Genomic DNA, 15,051 nt, shown 5'->3' with positions numbered 1-15,051 from the left:
CCCCATCCGCTCGGCAACCCCCATTCGCTCAGACGACAGAAGGAATCGGGACATGACTTCTGCGACACGTCCGCGCACCCGCAGGCGCGCGCTGACCGGCGCGCTGGCCACCCTCGGCCTGTCGGTTGGCATGATCATGACTACACAGGCGCCGACCGCCAGCGCCGCCACCTGGCCGACCCCCAACGGCAGCCAGGGGACCTCCTCCACCATCTCCGTGTCCGGCACCAAGGACTACGGGATGAAGCGGTTCTACGGCACCGGAGACCTGGCCGGTGACGGCCAGGAGGAGGGCCAGGACCCGATCTTCAAGCTCGCGGACGGCGCGGTGCTGAAGAACGTCATCCTCGGCGCCCCCGCCGCCGACGGCATTCACTGCGAGGGCAGCTGCACGCTCCAGAACGTCTGGTGGGAGGACGTCGGCGAGGACGCCGCCACCTTCCGCGGCGGTACCGGGGCCACGTACCACGTGATCGGCGGCGGCGCCAAGAAGGCGGCGGACAAGGTCTTCCAGCACAACGGCGGCGGCACCCTGAACATCTCCAACTTCGCTGTGCAGGAGTTCAAGACGCTCTACCGCTCCTGCGGCGACTGCTCCACGCAGTACACCCGCAAGGTCAACCTCAACACCATCGACGTGACCGGCACGGGCACCACCGCCCGGCTCGTCGGCATCAACGTCAACCGCAACGACGTGGCGACGCTGCGGGGCATCACGATCCGCAACGACTCCGGCCGCAAGGTCGTCCCCTGCCAGAAGTACAACAACAACACCGCCGTCGGGTCGGGACCCGACAGCAAGAACTGCCTCTACTCCACCTCGGACATCACCTACAGGTAGTCCCTCAGGCCCCCCCACGGTGAAGGCGGCCGTGCGCAGCGCCCGGCGGGCGCTGCGCACGGCCGCTCGCGTCATGCGCCCCGCACGCGCGCGCGTACCTCTCCGATCAGCTCCCGCTGGTAGTCGGCGTAGGCGGCGCGCAGCCCGGCTCCCGGCCAGTCGGCGGGCAGCAGTCCGGGCGGCAGGACCGGGTCGGCCAGCAGGTGCCGCACGACGGCGGCGAAGGCGGTCAGGCGGTCGGCCGGGCGGGGCACCCCGGCGATGTGGGCGAGCAGCGCGCGGGCCGTGGCGGACCAGGCGTCCAGCGGCCACAGGCTCCGGGCCAGCTCGCGGGCCGGCCGGCCCGGGCGGGCCGTGTAGCGCTGGGCCACCCGGTCCAGGTCGCCGGGGAGGGTGCGGGCCAGGTTGGCGGGGCGGAGCCAGACGCCCTCGCGGAGTTCGGCGAGCCGGAGGGCGGTCAGCCGGGCGCGCAGGTCGGCGCGTTCGCCGGGGCCGCGTCCCGTCGCGGTGACCACGACCATCTCCCATTCGCCGTCCCACGGGCGCGTGCGCGGGTGCACGGCGTCGTCCTGGCGGCGCTGGCGCTCCAGCAGCCGGTCGCTGAGGCGGTAGCCGGTGTCCGTGCGCCGCAGATCACCGGCGGCCACCATCCGGCTGAGCGCCGCCCGCAGCGTGGAGCCGCCGACGTCGAACCCCTCCACGAGCCGCACGAGCTGCCTGACCGGCAGTTCGGGCGGATGCGTGCCGAGCAGCAGGCTCAGCACCACCGACCGCGCGGACAGCGGCCGCAGATCGAGCGCGCCGGGCCGCGCCGGGACGTTCATCGGCATGGTCACGTACTGTACGCCGCGGAATTCCGCGTTGCAGGATTGCTGCGGCCGTAGAGATAGTGCAACACTCGACGCATGGTCTCGACACTCGACGCACAGCAGGCGTACGGCGGACCCGCCACGCACGAGGTCACCAACCAGGCCCCGCCGCTCACCCCGTACGACGCCTCCGAGGACCCTGCCCTGCTGGAAGCGTTGCGGCGGGAGGGTGCCGGGTGGGCCGAGGAGGACCTGCGGCGGCTCGGCAGGAAGGCCGGCAGTGTCCAGGCGCAGGAATGGGCCGATCTGGCCAATCGCCACGAGCCGGAGCTGCGGACGCACGACCGGTACGGCCACCGCGTCGACGAGGTCGAGTTCCACCCGAGCTGGCACCACCTGATGCGCACCGCGGTCGCCGAAGGACTGGCCGCGTCCCCCTGGGCGGACGACCGGCCGGGCGCCCATGTCGCCCGGACCGCGGGCGGACTGGTGTGGGGGCACACGGAGGCGGGGCACGGCTGCCCGACGTCGATGACGTACGCGGCCGTCCCCGCGCTGCGCAGGCAGCCGGAGCTGGCGAAGGTCTACGAGCCGCTGCTGACGAGCCGGGAGTACGAGCCCGGGCTCCGGGTGCCCACTCAGAAGCGCGGGCTGCTGGCGGGCATGGGGATGACCGAGAAGCAGGGCGGCTCCGACGTCCGGACGAACACCACGACGGCCACGCCCACGTCCGAACCCGGGGTGTACACCCTGCGCGGGCACAAGTGGTTCACCTCGGCGCCGATGTGCGACGTCTTCCTGGTCCTCGCGCAGGGCCCGGGCGGGCTGTCCTGCTTCCTGGTGCCGCGCGTGCTGCCCGACGGCACCCGCAACACGTTCCGCATCCAGCGGCTGAAGGACAAGCTGGGAAACCGGTCCAACGCCTCCTCGGAGCCCGAGTTCGACGGGACCGTCGCCTGGCTCGTCGGTCCCGAGGGCCAGGGCGTCAAGACCATCATCGAGATGGTCAACTGCACGCGACTGGACTGCGTGATGATGTCGGCCGCGCTGATGCGCAAGTCCCTCGTCGAGGCAGGGCACCACGCGCGGCACCGCAGCGCGTTCGGCGCACGGCTGGTGGACCAGCCGCTGATGCGCAACGTTCTGGCCGATCTCGCGCTGGAGTCCGAGGCCGCCACGACGCTCACCCTGCGGCTGGCCGGGGCGGCCGACCGGGCGATCCGCGGGGACGCCCAGGAGACCGCGTTCCGCCGGATCGCCACGGCCGTGGGCAAGTACTGGGTGACCAAGCGGGGCCCGGCCTTCACCGCCGAGGCCCTGGAGTGCCTCGGCGGCAACGGCTACGTCGAGGACTCGGGCATGCCCCGGCACTACCGCGAGGCTCCCCTGCTGTCGATCTGGGAGGGCTCGGGGAACGTCAACGCCCTCGACGTGCTGCGGGCGCTGAGCCGTGAACCGGGCACGTCCGAGGCCCTGTTCAGCGAGTTCGCTCTCGCCCGAGGGGCGGACGCCCGGCTGGACGCGGCCGTGACGCGGCTCGGGAACCGGCTGTCCGAGGCGTCGCCGACGACGGCCCGCCGGCTCGTGGAGGAGATGGCCCTGACGCTCCAGGCCTCCCTCCTCGTCCGGTACGCCCCGCCGGCGGTCGCCGACGCGTTCTGCGCTAGCCGGCTCGGGGGCGACTGGGGGTACGCGTTCGGGACGCTGCCGGAGGGCGCGGGCCTCGGCGCGATCGTGGAGCGCGCGCTGCCCGGCGGCGACTGAGCCCCCTTGCCCGGGGCGACCGAGCCGCCGTCGGCCAACGGGCGCACAGTTCGCGCACAGTCATCTCCCGATTCCGCTTCATTGTCAGTGCCGTGGTGCAGACTCCCCGTCAGTTGGCACTTCGCCTGGGGAGGACAACGTGTTCAGGGGGATCGACGAGGTCGACTGGGCCTCGCTGCGGCACGCCTGCGGCAGCGCGGAGGACGTGCCCGGACTGCTCCGGGCACTGGCCTCCGCCGACCCGGCCGAGCGGGAGACCGCGCTCGACCGGATGTACGGCGCCGTGCACCACCAGGGAGGCGTCTACGACTCGACGCTCGCCTGTGTTCCGTTTCTCCTCGCGCTCGCCGTCCGTGAGGAGGTGTGCGACCGGGCGGGAGTCGTGGAACTCCTCGTCAGCATCGGTGGGCCTGACGGGGACGAGGGCGGGGCCGACGGGGGCGGAGGTGGGTCGGAGGATCTCGCGGCGAGGGCCCGTGCCGTCCTGCGCGCGGGTGCCGAGGTCTTCGTCCGGCTGGCCGGGGACGCGGACGCAGGAGTGCGCCGGGCGGCTCCCGCGGCCCTCGTGCGGTTCCTCGACCGGCCGGAGCGTGTGCTCGCCCTGCTGCGGGAGCGGATCACCGTGGAGCGGGACGACCGGGTCCTGCTCGCCCTGGCCGAGGGCCTCGGCCTGTTCGCCCGGCGGCACCTGCCGGCCGGCGACGCCCACGCCGCCGAGGCCGTGGGCCTGCTGGCGGCGCTGAGCGGGCCGCCTCACGGGCCCGGGCTGCGGCTGGCCGCGCTCGGGCAGCTGGCGCGGTGCGCACCGGAGTCGCTTCCCGCGGATCTCGTGCCGACCGTGGTCCGGCTGCTCCGGGACAGGTCCGGGCAGCGCGTATGCGGAGGACGCGCACAGGGCGGTCCCGGTGTGGACACCCTCGCCGGGCGGCTGCGACGGCTGCGTCCCTCGGACGAGGAGGGCTCCCGGCTGCTGCGGACCCTGCACTCCGCGCTCGGCGGCCGGGTGGCCGACCGGGTCGCCCTGCTGTGCGGGCAGTTGACCAGCCCGGATCCGCTGGACCGGTGCAACGCCGTGTGGATGTCGGCCGGGCTGTTCCGCGAGTGGCGCACCGGCGTGGCGGAGCCGGTCGCCCTCATAGGTGCCCAACTGGGCGCCGAGGAAGGCCGGTTGCACGACGCGGCGGTCGCCGTCCTGGTGGAGCTCTGCGAACTGGCCCTGCCCGCCGCGGACCACCTCCACGCCCTGGTGACCCGCCGTCCCGAGCTTCGGATACGTCACGGGGAGCGGGGAGCACCGACGCTGGGCGGCCCGCTCAAGGCGCTGGCCAGGGCCGGGGACGCGCGGGCCACGCCCCTGCTGGCCGAGGTGCTGGCGGGCCCGGTCGTACCACACGACCTGGGCCTGGTGATACCCCACCTGGGCCGCGCCGCCGCGCCGCTCACACCCGCCCTGCGGCGACGCCTCGCCCGCGTTCCGCTCGACCGGCCCGACACGCACGAGCGGGCCGTGCCCCTCCTTTCTGCGCTCACCGCACTGGGCGACGCCCGGTCCCTGCCGTCGGTGCTGCGCCTGCTGCGTGGCATGCCGGACGGGCTGCGGCTGCGCGACGCCGTCACGGGGGCGGCGGTCCGTGCCCTCGGGGCGTTCGGCAGCGCCGCGCGCGAGGCGATACCGGACCTGCGCGGGCTGCTGGAGACCGACTGCGCCGTCGCGGCCGCGGACGCGCTGTGGTCGGTCACGGGGGAGGCGGAAGCCGTCGCGCCCGTACTGCTCCGGAGGCTGACGGACCCCGGGAGTGGCCGGTATCGCCCCCCGGCGGCCGCGGAGGTGCTCGGACGGATGGGGCCGGCGGCCCGCGCGGCCCTGCCCGGGCTGCGGCGGATGATCGGCTCCGGGGAAGCGTCGGAACAGGCCGCGGCGGCGTGCGCGGTGTGGCGCATCACCGGGGAGCCGGAGCAGGAGCAGGTCCTTCCCGTCCTCCGGGCCGCGTGGACGGAGCACCCGCGCACCCGCACGACGATCGCCGGGTGCGTGGCGGCGCTGGGCCCCAGGGGAGCGCCCCTGCACGACCTGCTCCGAGCGGAGCTCACGTCGCCCCGACGGCATCGCGCCGACTCCGGCGGCTACGACAGTCACGACATCCATGAGGACGAGGGGCTGCTGCGGTTGTGTCGGGAGGCGCTGGCCCGGCAGGGCGGTGGGTAAAGGCGGCCGGGCGGGACGGGCCCGGACTCGTCGGGGTGGGACCGGCCTTGCCCGTCGGGACGGGAACGGTCCGCTCCCCTCGTGACGCAATCGCCTGTCCAGTCGGCAGGGGACCGACTGTCCCGTCGGGATGGGATCGGCCCCTTCCGTCGCGACCGCCGGCCCGATGGACCGCCGCCCGGTGAAACAGGCCTGCGCCGTCGGAAGGGGGCCGGCCGCCTCGTCAGGCTGGGATCGACCTGCCCCGTAGGACTTGGCCGACCCGCCCCACCGGAAAGGGCCGGCCGCCCCGCGAGGAGGGGACAGGCCTGCCCACCGCAAGGGAACCGGTCGCCCCGTCACGGTGGGACAAGCCTGCCCACCGCAAGGGAACCAGCCGCCCCGTCACGATGAGACAAGCCTGCCCACCGCAAGGGAACCAGCCGCCCCGTCACGATGAGACAAGCCTGCCCACCGCAAGGGAACCAGCCGCCCCGTCACGATGAGACAAGCCTGCCCACCGCAAGGGAACCAGTCGCCCGTCAGCAGGTGACCGCCTTCCCCGGTCACCCCGCCGTGCGCCCCCACAGCGGGCCGAAGCGGGACCACTCGGCGTCCCACTGGTCCATGCGGCGGCGTTCCATGCGGCGGCGCAGCGCGCGGCCACCGGCGAGTGGCACGGTCGCCGCGCAGACGCCCGCCACCCCGCCGATGAGCAAGGCGCGTACGCGGGCCTGGAACTCGGAGACGGGGCGGGTCACCTGGCGGCCCTCGCGGTCCGTCCACACGGTGATCGGCGAACCGGCCCGGCTGCCCGCCAGGACCCGCACCTGGCCGGAGTGCGAGGAACCGTCCGCGGCGGTCCACCGTGCCTCCGCCCACACGTGCTCGGCGCGCGAGACGTCGCCGTTCTCGGAGGCCGTCCCGGGAGCCCGCTCGGCGAGCCGGGCCACGAGGGGGCGCCACTCGACGCGCTCGCGGGCCAGGCCGTTCTCGACGGACCGGCTCACCGTCATGCCGGCGAGCACCCCGACGAACAAGGTCAGCAGCCACACGCCCAGCACGACCCAGGCCTCCACCCTGTCGGCGCGCCGCTTGAGCGGATTGCGCCGCCAGCGCCACAGCCACACCTTCGGACCACGTAACGCCATCGAAGGCATCCTCCTCACGAGCGCACGACCATCCCGCCGCCCTCCCCATACGGAAGAGGGCCGCTGGATGCTCACTGCACGTACCCGGGGAGGGCGCCGGGGCCGGTGGCGGCACCCTCGGCGGCCGGGGCGACAGGCGCCCACACGTGCCGCCGACACGGCCCTGACCTGCGCCGGAGTCCGCTCCGGGGGTGACTGTCAGTGGTGGGGTGCAGACTGGCCCGTGTCTGAGACGAGGGCGTCGACGACGACGCCGCGGAGGTGATCGGCATGACCGAGGTACTGCTCGCCGTGGGCACGCGCAAAGGCCTGTTCATCGGGCGCCGGCGGGACGGCGGCGCCTGGGAGTTCGACGAGAGTCCCTACTTCAACGCGCAGGCCGTGTACTCGGTCGCCATCGACACCCGCACCGCGACCCCGCGGCTGCTGGCCGGCGGCGACAGCGCGCACTGGGGCCCGTCCGTGTTCCACTCCGACGACCTGGGCCGGACCTGGACGGAACCGGCCCGGCCGGCTGTCAAGTTCCCCAAGGAGACGGGGGCGTCCCTGGAGCGGGTGTGGCAGCTGCACCCGGCCGCCGCCGAGCCGGACGTGGTGTACGCGGGCACGGAACCGGCCGCGCTGTACCGCTCGGCGGACCGCGGGGAGACGTTCGAGCTCGTCCGGCCCCTGTGGGAGCACCCCACCCGGTCGAAGTGGGTGCCGGGCGGCGGCGGTGAGGGCCTGCACACCGTGCTCACGGACGCGCGCGACCCCAAGGCGGTGACGGTCGCCGTCTCGACCGCCGGTGTGTTCCGCACACTGGACGGCGGCGCGACCTGGGCGCCCTCCAACTCGGGCGTCTCCGCGGTGTTCCTGCCCGACCCGAACCCGGAGTTCGGCCAGTGCGTGCACAAGGTGACGCGGGACGCGGTGAACCCGGACCGGCTCTACCTCCAGAACCACTGGGGTGTCTACCGCAGCGACGACGCGGGCGCGCAGTGGACGGACATCGGCGAGGGCCTGCCGTCCACGTTCGGCTTCGCGGCGGCCGCGCATCCGCACAGAGGCGACACCGCGTACGTTTTCCCGATCAACGCCGACGCCGACCGGGTCCCGGCCGACCACCGGTGCCGGGTCTACCGGACGGCGGACGCGGGCAAGAGCTGGGAGCCGCTCTCGGCGGGTCTGCCCCAGGAGGACCACTACGGCACGGTGCTGCGCGACGCGATGTGCACGGACGACGCGGACCCGGCGGGCGTCTACTTCGGCAACCGCAACGGCGAGGTGTTCGCCTCGGCGGACGACGGCGACAGCTGGCAGCAGCTCGCCTCGCATCTGCCGGATGTGCTGTGCGTGCGGGCCGCGGTCGTCGGCTGAGGGGGAGGACGAGACAGGGGATGAGGCGGGGGACGGGGCGGGGATGAGCTTACGAGCGGCCCTTGGCCACCGGTTGATCGCCGCTGCCCGTACGGCAGTAGGGTGACGCCCGTGGCACCACGACCCTTGCATGAAATCGTCGAAGCGGGCTGGGCGAAGGCCCTGGAACCGGTGGCCGAACGCGTCGCCGCGATGGGGGACTTCCTCCGCGGAGATCGCCGCGGGGCGCACCTACCTCCCGGCCGGGCCGAACGTGTTGCGGGCCTTCCAGCAGCCCTTCGACGACGTACGGGTCCTGATCGTCGGTCAGGACCCGTATCCGACCCCGGGACACGCTGTGGGGCTGTCGTTCTCGGTCGCGCCCGAGGTGCGGCCGCTGCCCGGCAGTCTCATCAACATCTTCCGGGAACTGAACGCCGATCTGGGCCTGCCGCAGCCGTCCAGCGGTGACCTCACGCCGTGGACGCGGCAAGGGGTGCTGCTGCTCAACAGGGCGCTCACCACCGCCCCGCGCAAGCCCGGCGCCCACCGGGGCAAGGGCTGGGAGGAGGTCACCGAGCAGGCGATCCGGGCCCTGGCGGCGCGCGGCAAGCCGCTGGTGTCCATCCTGTGGGGCCGTGACGCCCGCAACCTGCGCCCGCTGCTCGGCGACCTGCCCTCCGTGGAATCCGCCCACCCCTCCCCCATGTCGGCGGACCGGGGCTTCTTCGGCTCCCGTCCGTTCAGCCGGGCCAACGACCTGCTGATCCGCCAGGGCGGCCAACCGGTGGACTGGCGCCTGCCGTGACCAGGGCGCCGGAAGGCTCCGGCTTCCTCGCCGTGGACTCCGGCGGGTCCGGACTGCGAGTGGTGGTGGGAACCGCCGAGCGCGGACCGCTCGCCCGGCGGGCGTCCGACGAGCCGGTGCGCACGGGAGACCGGGGCATCGACCCCGAGCACTTCATGGCGCGGCTCGTGCCCCTGGTGCGCGCCCTGACCGCCGAGGCCGGTCCGGTGCGACTGACCGCCGCCGTCGTCGGCGCGGCCGGGCTCGCGTCCCTCGGTGACGGTCTGCGCGCCGAACTGCCGGGCGCCCTGGCCCGGGAGTTCGGTGTACGGAGGGTCGCGCTGGCCGCCGACGCGGTGACCGCGTACGTGGGTGCCCTCGGGCCCCGGCCGGGTGCCGTGATCGCCGGCGGTACGGGACTGATCGCGATCGGCACCGACCTGGCGGGCTGGCGTCGGGCGGACGGCTGGGGGCATCTGCTCGGCGACTGCGGCGGCGGTGCCTGGATCGGGCGGGCCGGGCTGGAGGCCGCGCTGCGGGCCCACGACGGGCGGGAGGACGGCTCGGCCCGGCTGCTGGCCTGCGCCGAGGAGGTGTTCGGTCCCGTGGCGGGGCTGCCCGGCGCGTTGTATCCGCGGCCGGACCGACCCGCCGTCCTCGCCTCGTTCGCGCCTCAGGTGGCCGCCTGCGCGGACGGGGACCCCGTGGCGGCGGGCATCCTGCGCGCGGCAGCCCGGCACATGGCCGACTCCGCGGCTGCCGTGTGCCCGTCCGGCGGCGAGCCGCGCGTCGCCGTCACCGGCGGCCTGTTCAGGATGGGCGCCCCGCTCCTCGTACCCCTCGACGAGGAACTGGCGCAGCGGCTCCCCCACGCGCGGCGGCTGCCGGCCGAGGGCGATCCGCTGCACGGCTCGGTGCGCATGGCGGCCGAGCTGAGCGCCGGTCCGCTCACCCTGCCGGGTGACGGGACCATGCTCAGCGTGACAACCCTCTCGGGTGACTGATCCGGTCGCACACCATCAGCACGTCATTCCATCCGTACGTAACTCATCAGACAAAACCGGACGGATACCGCTCACCTGCCCCCTCCCCGAACAAGGGAGCCCAAGAAGCCAGTAACATGCGGCGCCATGAGTTCCCCCACTGGACCCGAGTCCGGCCTGCCAGTACGAATGCCGCGACCCCGCCAGCCCGGACGGCACCGCCGTCCGGAGCCGCTGGTGGCTCCCGAGGGCGCGCCCGCGCTCGTCCTCGCCGTGCCGGGCACGCCCAGTAGCGCCACCCGCAGCCTCGCCGAAGAGGTCGTGAGCATCGCCCGCTCCGAGCTGCCCGGCCTCGACGCCCGCATCGGGTACCTCGACGGGGACAACGCGGAGTTCCCCTCGCTTCAGGCCGTGCTCACGTATGCCGCCGAGGAGCGCACCGCCCGCTTCGAGCAGGCGCGGGCCGCCGGCATGGACGTCAGGGAGCCCGACGGGCCCGTCGCCGTCGTCGTGCCGCTGCTCGCCGGCCCGGACAGCGCGCTGCTGCGCCGGGTCCGCCAGGCCGTCATGGAGAGCCGGATCGCCGCCGAGCTGACCGATGTCCTCGGCCCGCACCCGCTGCTCGCCGAGGCGCTGCACGTGCGGCTCTCGGAGGCCGGTCTGGCCCGCGCGGACCGGGCCCGGCTGTTCACCGTGGCGACCGCCGCCGACGGCATCATCCTGGCGTCCGTGGGCGGTGACGAGGCCGTGCAGGCGGCCGGGATCACCGGCATGCTGCTCGCCGCGCGCCTCGCCGTGCCGGTGATGGCGGCGGCCCTGGACCAGGAGGGATCCATCGCGTCCGTCGCCGAGCAGCTTCGTTCCTCGGGTTCGCAGCAGCTGGCCCTCGCGCCGTATCTGATCGGCCCGGAGATCGAGCCGGGGCTGGTCGAGGAGGCCGCGAAGGAGGCGGAGTGCTCCGCAGCGGAGTCGCTCGGGCCGTACCCGGCGATCGGGAAGCTGGCGCTGGCCAAGTACACGACGGCGTTGGGGATCACGCCGCAGCAGGCTCAGGGCACGCCGGTTCGCTGACGTTCCCCGGTACGACCGAGAAGGCCCGCCCCGGTTCGGGGCGGGCCTTCGTCGTCGCGGGGACCCCACACCCCGGTCACCCGAGGATCACGCAGGATGCCGCCGTCACCCCGATCGTGCCGGCCCGTCGCGGGATGCCCGTGCGCGGATCGGTGGAAAACCAGGTCACGTCGCCGGAGCGTTCGTTGGCGACGTAGAGGAAGCCGTCGGACGCGGTGAGGGCGCGTGGCCAGCGGCCGCCGCAGGGCACCGTGGCGATCAGCCGCAGCTCCTCGCCCTCGACGGCGAGCACGGACAGGACGTCCTCGCCGCGGGTGGCGGTCCACACGAAGCGGCCGTCGGGCGAGGTGACGATGCCCGAGGGGTAGGCGTCGCGCGCCGGTGCGCCGGACAGCACCGGGGTTTCGGTCAGCGGTGTCAGCACGCCCTCGGCCGCGTCCCAGCGGCAGACGGTGACGGAGGGGGTGAGTTCGTTGACGACGTACGCGTACGACCCGTCCGGGTGGAAGGCGAGGTGCCGCGGGCCCGAGCCGGGCCGCAGGGCGGTCTCCCGGTGCAGGGCGAGGGTGCCGTCCGTCAGCGTGCACACCCGCACGGAGTCGGTGCCGAGGTCGACGCTGACGGCCCAGCGGCCGCTCGGGTCGGGCTGCACGTGGTGGGCGTGCGGCCCGTGCTGGCGCGGGGTGTGCGGGCCCGCGCCGGTGTGCTGGAGCACGTGGGCGGCGGACCGGGCGAGGGTGCCGTCGGAGCGGACGGGGATGGCGGTGACGCTGCCGGAGCCGTAGTTGGCGGTCAGGAGGTGTCCGGCGAACAGGCTGAGGTGGGTCGGCCCGTTCCCGTCGACCGGCACGGGCGGCCCGGCCGGCTCGGGCTTCTCCCCGTCGACGCGGTACGCGGCCACGGCGCCCTCGGCCGTCTCACTGACCGCGTACAGGATGTCGGCGTCGGCGGACAGAGCCAGGTAGGCGGGGTCGGGGACGGCGTTGACGCTGCTCAGGACGGTCAGTGCGCCGCTGTCGGCATCGCGGGCCGCCGTGAACGACCCGATGTACGCCCGCCGCCTGCCGTCGTCAGCCACCGCTGTCCCCTCTCGCCCCGCACTCGTCCCTCGACCGTCCGGAATGACCGCGCAGTCGATCATGCGCGGTCTAGACCAAACGGTCAAGGACTGGGCCGGACCTGCCAGGGGCGCGCAGCGCTCAGGCCCCGACCAAGGGCGAACCCGACGGGGTGCGGAGCGGTCGGGCGAGTTCCGCCAGGGCCCGTTCCAGACCGTGGAGGTGGGCCAGGGCGGGTTCCGTCGTGGCGGGGTCGTTCGCCTGGACCGAGACGTCTCCGCCGTCGGTGAGCGCCTCGACCGCGGCCTGCACGCGGTAGCAGGCGGCGGCCAGACGGGCGTCGTGGGAGGCCTCGGGGTCGGCGGCGACGGCGACCAGGCCCCGGATCTCCCGGGCGCAGTCGTCGAGGAGGGCGAGCACGTGCCGGGCGCGTCGCTTGCGGCCGAGCATCGGGTTCAGCGGGTGCACCAGCGGGGCGACCGAGAGCCGTACCCGGGCGAGCAACTGTTCCAGTTCGGCCACCCGCGGGGCCGGGTCGGCGTCGGCCGCGCCCGCCAGGCGCCGGGCGGTCTCTGCGGTGCAGGCGTGGACACAGCGCAGGGCCCGCTGGATCCAGGCGTCGGTGACGCTGTGGGTGGTGACGGGCAGGACGAGGATCACTGCCAGCGCGGCGCCGAGCGCGCCGACGCCGGTCTCGGCGAGGCGCAGGGCGAGCAGGCCGGGGCCGAGCACGCCGAGGAGGCCGTAGAGCAGCCCGGCGAGGAGGGTCACCCAGAGCATCATCCAGGTGTAGGACACGGCGGCCGTGTAGAAGATGCCGAAGACGCAGGAGGCGGCGAGGACGGCCGTGACGGTCGGATCGCCGTGCACGGGTACGGCGACGAGCAGACCGAGGGCGATGCCGATGACCGTGCCGAGGAGCCGGCGGAAACCGCGGACCAGGGTCTCGCCGCGCGAGGTGGTGTTGACGAAGATCCACCAGGTGGCGCCGACGGCCCAGTACCAGCGCTGCCCGGACACCAGCTGGCCCACGAGCAGGGCGAAACCCGCGCCGACGGTCGCCTGGACCGCCTGCCGGGTGGTCACCCGGGCCAGGCCGGTGCCGCCCGGCGGTGCGGGCGCGGCGGGCGGGGGCAGGCGGCGCTCGTAGCACCACAGCCCGAAGCGCACGACGGCGGCGGCGAGGACGGACAGCAGGACGGCGGCGTACACCTCGGGCAGCTGGTCCGTGGTGGCGTGCAGGAACTGCGCCACGAAGAAGGTCATGAACGCGAACACGCCGAGGCTGTGCCCGCGCGGCCCCCAGCGGCGCGCGTACACGCCCGCGCCGACCACGGCGAGGAAGGTGAGGTCGCGGGCCACCGGATGGTCGTGCAGTTCGGCCGCGGCGGTGAGCACGGGCAGTCCGACGGCGGGCAGCAGCGCGGTGGTGACCGCCTGCCCGCGGACCGTGGCGTCGGTGACGGTGAACAGGGCGAGCAGGGCGGCGAGACCGCCGGTGACGGCCCCCGTGAGGGAGTGCCCGGCGCTGCCGCACACGGCGACCGCGAGCGCGATGCCGAGCACGGCACGCGCGGCGAACCGCAACCGCGTCCGCCCCGGATCCGGAGCCACGAACACCCTCTTCAGCACCACTTACCGCCTCCTTCGACACACCGGATCGGAACGCCGGATGAGAAAGCATGAAAAAGGCGCCGCGGGGTCCGCAGCGCCATCGACGCATCCATATCAGCATCCCGGACGCCACTGGCTCAACAGGCTCCTTCTAGACTGGGCCATTGGCACACCCGAGGGGACCGGAGAGCGGCCGTAGCAGGACCAACGGACGAGGAGGGCGCGGCGTGGCCGTGGACGAGCTCGACACCCGCATCCTGCGGCTGCTGCTGGAGCAGCCGGGCACGAGCGTGCGCGAGTACGCCCGTATCCTCGGCGTCGCCCGGGGCACGTTGCAGGCCCGGCTCGACCGTCTGGAGCGCGACGGCGTGATCACGGGCACCGCACCGGCCCTCTCCCCGGCCGCGCTCGGGCATCCGGTGCTCGCGTTCGTGCACATCGAGGTCACCCAGGGTCATCTCGACGAGGTGGGCGACGCGCTGGCGGCAGTGCCCGAGATCGTGGAGGCGTTCTCCATCACGGGCGGCGGGGATCTGCTCACCCGGGTCGTGGCGCGGGACAACGCGCATCTGGAGGACGTCGTCCAGAAGCTGATCAGCCTGCCCGGGGTCGTCCGCACCCGCACCGAGATCGCCCTGCGCGAGCGCGTCCCCCACCGGCTGCTTCCGTTGGTGGAGTCGATCGGCCGCGCGGTCCGGCCCTGACCCCCTGGAGGTCTGTGGATCATGGTCTTTGACATGCTGGAACCATGAGCAATCTCGGCGGCACTTCGGTCATCTTCGATCTCGACGGAACGCTCGTGGACAGCGAGCCGAACTACTACGAGGCGGGCCGGCAGACCCTCGCGGAGCACGGCGTCACCGACTTCAGCTGGACGGACCACGAGCGGTACGTCGGCATCAGCACGCGGGAGACGGTCGCGGACTGGATCGAGCGGTACGGCCTGCGGGCCTCCGTCGAGGAGCTGTTCACCGCCAAGAACCGCCGCTATCTGGAACTGGCGCGCAGCTCCACGCGGGCCTACCCCGAGATGCGCAAGTTCGTCGAGCTGCTGGCGGCCGAGGACGTTCCCATGGCCGTGGCCTCGGGGTCCTCGCCCGAGGCCATCGAGGCGGTCCTGGCGGGCACGGGTCTGGACGCCCACCTGCGGACCGTCGTCTCGGCGGACGAGGTCGCGCACGGCAAGCCGGCACCCGACGTCTTCCTGGAGGCTGCCCGCCGGCTCGGCGCGGACCCGGCGGCCTGCGTGGTACTGGAGGACGCCGCCCCGGGCGCCGCCGCCGCGCACGCGGCGGGGATGCGCTGCATCGCCCTCCCTTACGTCGCCGCCCAGGCCGACGCCCCGGAGTTCGCCACCGCCGGTCTGCTGCTGCGGGGCGGCCAGGAGGAGTTCACAGCGCGGGCGGCGTACGACTGGCTGTGCCGGACGCCGTAGCCGTGCGACGTTTTC

The 15,051-nt window shown here is 74.1% G+C and carries 12 protein-coding genes and 1 pseudogene; 9 read left to right on the top strand and 4 right to left on the bottom strand.

All coding sequences use genetic code 11. The features are described from left to right. The first annotated feature begins 52 nt into the window (after positions 1–52). Positions 53–841, top strand: coding sequence for a pectate lyase (locus tag SCNRRL3882_RS36260; protein ID WP_010037527.1), 789 nt, complete (start codon positions 53–55; stop codon positions 839–841). A gap of 71 nt (positions 842–912) precedes the next feature. Here the strand turns inward: SCNRRL3882_RS36260 and SCNRRL3882_RS36255 are convergent, their stop codons facing one another. Beyond that, the gene (locus SCNRRL3882_RS36255) at positions 913–1,671 is read right to left on the bottom strand and encodes a PaaX family transcriptional regulator C-terminal domain-containing protein (RefSeq protein ID WP_010037525.1); all 759 of its coding nucleotides are present in this window, start codon (positions 1,669–1,671) and stop codon (positions 913–915) included. A gap of 75 nt (positions 1,672–1,746) precedes the next feature. Here SCNRRL3882_RS36255 and SCNRRL3882_RS36250 point away from each other — a divergent pair, with 75 nt between their 5' ends. Together SCNRRL3882_RS36250 and SCNRRL3882_RS36245 are read left to right on the top strand one after the other, a co-directional pair. Then, positions 1,747–3,414, top strand: coding sequence for a DNA alkylation response protein (locus SCNRRL3882_RS36250; RefSeq protein WP_010037522.1), 1,668 nt, complete (start codon positions 1,747–1,749; stop codon positions 3,412–3,414). 139 nt (positions 3,415–3,553) lie between these two features. Further along, on the top strand, positions 3,554–5,620 hold the full coding sequence (locus tag SCNRRL3882_RS36245) for a hypothetical protein (RefSeq protein WP_010037519.1): 2,067 nt from the start codon (positions 3,554–3,556) through the stop codon (positions 5,618–5,620). A 545-nt stretch (positions 5,621–6,165) separates the two neighbouring features. On the opposite strand, the gene SCNRRL3882_RS36240 is transcribed toward SCNRRL3882_RS36245, so the two are convergent. Further along, positions 6,166–6,750 (bottom strand): hypothetical protein, encoded by a 585-nt coding sequence (locus SCNRRL3882_RS36240; RefSeq protein ID WP_010037516.1) that lies wholly within the window; start codon positions 6,748–6,750, stop codon positions 6,166–6,168. A 261-nt stretch (positions 6,751–7,011) separates the two neighbouring features. Between SCNRRL3882_RS36240 and SCNRRL3882_RS36235 the strand changes: the two genes are divergently transcribed. From SCNRRL3882_RS36235 to SCNRRL3882_RS36220, 4 genes and pseudogenes are all read left to right on the top strand, one after another. Continuing rightward, positions 7,012–8,109 carry a WD40/YVTN/BNR-like repeat-containing protein gene (locus SCNRRL3882_RS36235; RefSeq protein WP_086012486.1) on the top strand — a complete coding sequence of 366 codons (1,098 nt, stop codon included), beginning with the start codon at positions 7,012–7,014 and terminating at the stop codon, positions 8,107–8,109. A 111-nt stretch (positions 8,110–8,220) separates the two neighbouring features. Beyond that, positions 8,221–8,896, top strand: a pseudogene (locus tag SCNRRL3882_RS36230) (uracil-DNA glycosylase). Continuing rightward, a complete protein-coding gene (locus tag SCNRRL3882_RS36225) occupies positions 8,893–9,879 on the top strand; it encodes an N-acetylglucosamine kinase (protein ID WP_010037513.1) in 987 nt (328 codons plus the stop codon). The pseudogene SCNRRL3882_RS36230 and the gene SCNRRL3882_RS36225 overlap by 4 nt, the downstream one beginning before the upstream one ends. A 126-nt stretch (positions 9,880–10,005) precedes the next feature. After that, positions 10,006–10,929 carry a sirohydrochlorin chelatase gene (locus tag SCNRRL3882_RS36220; protein WP_029180998.1) on the top strand — a complete coding sequence of 308 codons (924 nt, stop codon included), beginning with the start codon at positions 10,006–10,008 and terminating at the stop codon, positions 10,927–10,929. Between the two features lie 76 nt (positions 10,930–11,005). Here SCNRRL3882_RS36220 and SCNRRL3882_RS36215 read toward each other — a convergent pair whose 3' ends face one another. Then, on the bottom strand, positions 11,006–12,007 hold the full coding sequence (locus SCNRRL3882_RS36215) for a lactonase family protein (RefSeq protein WP_010037509.1): 1,002 nt from the start codon (positions 12,005–12,007) through the stop codon (positions 11,006–11,008). Between the two features lie 121 nt (positions 12,008–12,128). Next, positions 12,129–13,619, bottom strand: a complete 1,491-nt coding sequence (locus SCNRRL3882_RS36210; protein ID WP_029180997.1) for an FUSC family protein — start codon at positions 13,617–13,619, stop codon at positions 12,129–12,131. 209 nt (positions 13,620–13,828) lie between these two features. On the opposite strand from SCNRRL3882_RS36210, the gene SCNRRL3882_RS36205 reads away from it, so the two are divergent. Together SCNRRL3882_RS36205 and SCNRRL3882_RS36200 are read left to right on the top strand one after the other, a co-directional pair. Next, positions 13,829–14,305 carry an Lrp/AsnC family transcriptional regulator gene (locus SCNRRL3882_RS36205; RefSeq protein WP_010037507.1) on the top strand — a complete coding sequence of 159 codons (477 nt, stop codon included), beginning with the start codon at positions 13,829–13,831 and terminating at the stop codon, positions 14,303–14,305. 44 nt (positions 14,306–14,349) lie between these two features. Further along, a complete protein-coding gene (locus tag SCNRRL3882_RS36200) occupies positions 14,350–15,036 on the top strand; it encodes an HAD family hydrolase (RefSeq protein WP_010037506.1) in 687 nt (228 codons plus the stop codon). Positions 15,037–15,051: the final 15 nt, after the last annotated feature.

This window comes from Streptomyces chartreusis NRRL 3882 (genome assembly GCF_900236475.1).
GTDB lineage: Bacteria > Actinomycetota > Actinomycetes > Streptomycetales > Streptomycetaceae > Streptomyces > Streptomyces chartreusis_D.
This window is presented reverse-complemented; position numbering and strand designations above follow the sequence as displayed.

Coding starts and splice junctions, on each gene's coding strand:
- SCNRRL3882_RS36260 (WP_010037527.1), top strand. CDS start 53: ATGACTTCTGCGACACGTCCGCGCACCCGCAGGCGCGCGCTGACCGGC.
- SCNRRL3882_RS36220 (WP_029180998.1), top strand. CDS start 10,006: ATGAGTTCCCCCACTGGACCCGAGTCCGGCCTGCCAGTACGAATGCCG.
- SCNRRL3882_RS36250 (WP_010037522.1), top strand. CDS start 1,747: ATGGTCTCGACACTCGACGCACAGCAGGCGTACGGCGGACCCGCCACG.
- SCNRRL3882_RS36200 (WP_010037506.1), top strand. CDS start 14,350: ATGAGCAATCTCGGCGGCACTTCGGTCATCTTCGATCTCGACGGAACG.
- SCNRRL3882_RS36240 (WP_010037516.1), bottom strand. CDS start 6,750: ATGGCGTTACGTGGTCCGAAGGTGTGGCTGTGGCGCTGGCGGCGCAAT.
- SCNRRL3882_RS36255 (WP_010037525.1), bottom strand. CDS start 1,671: ATGCCGATGAACGTCCCGGCGCGGCCCGGCGCGCTCGATCTGCGGCCG.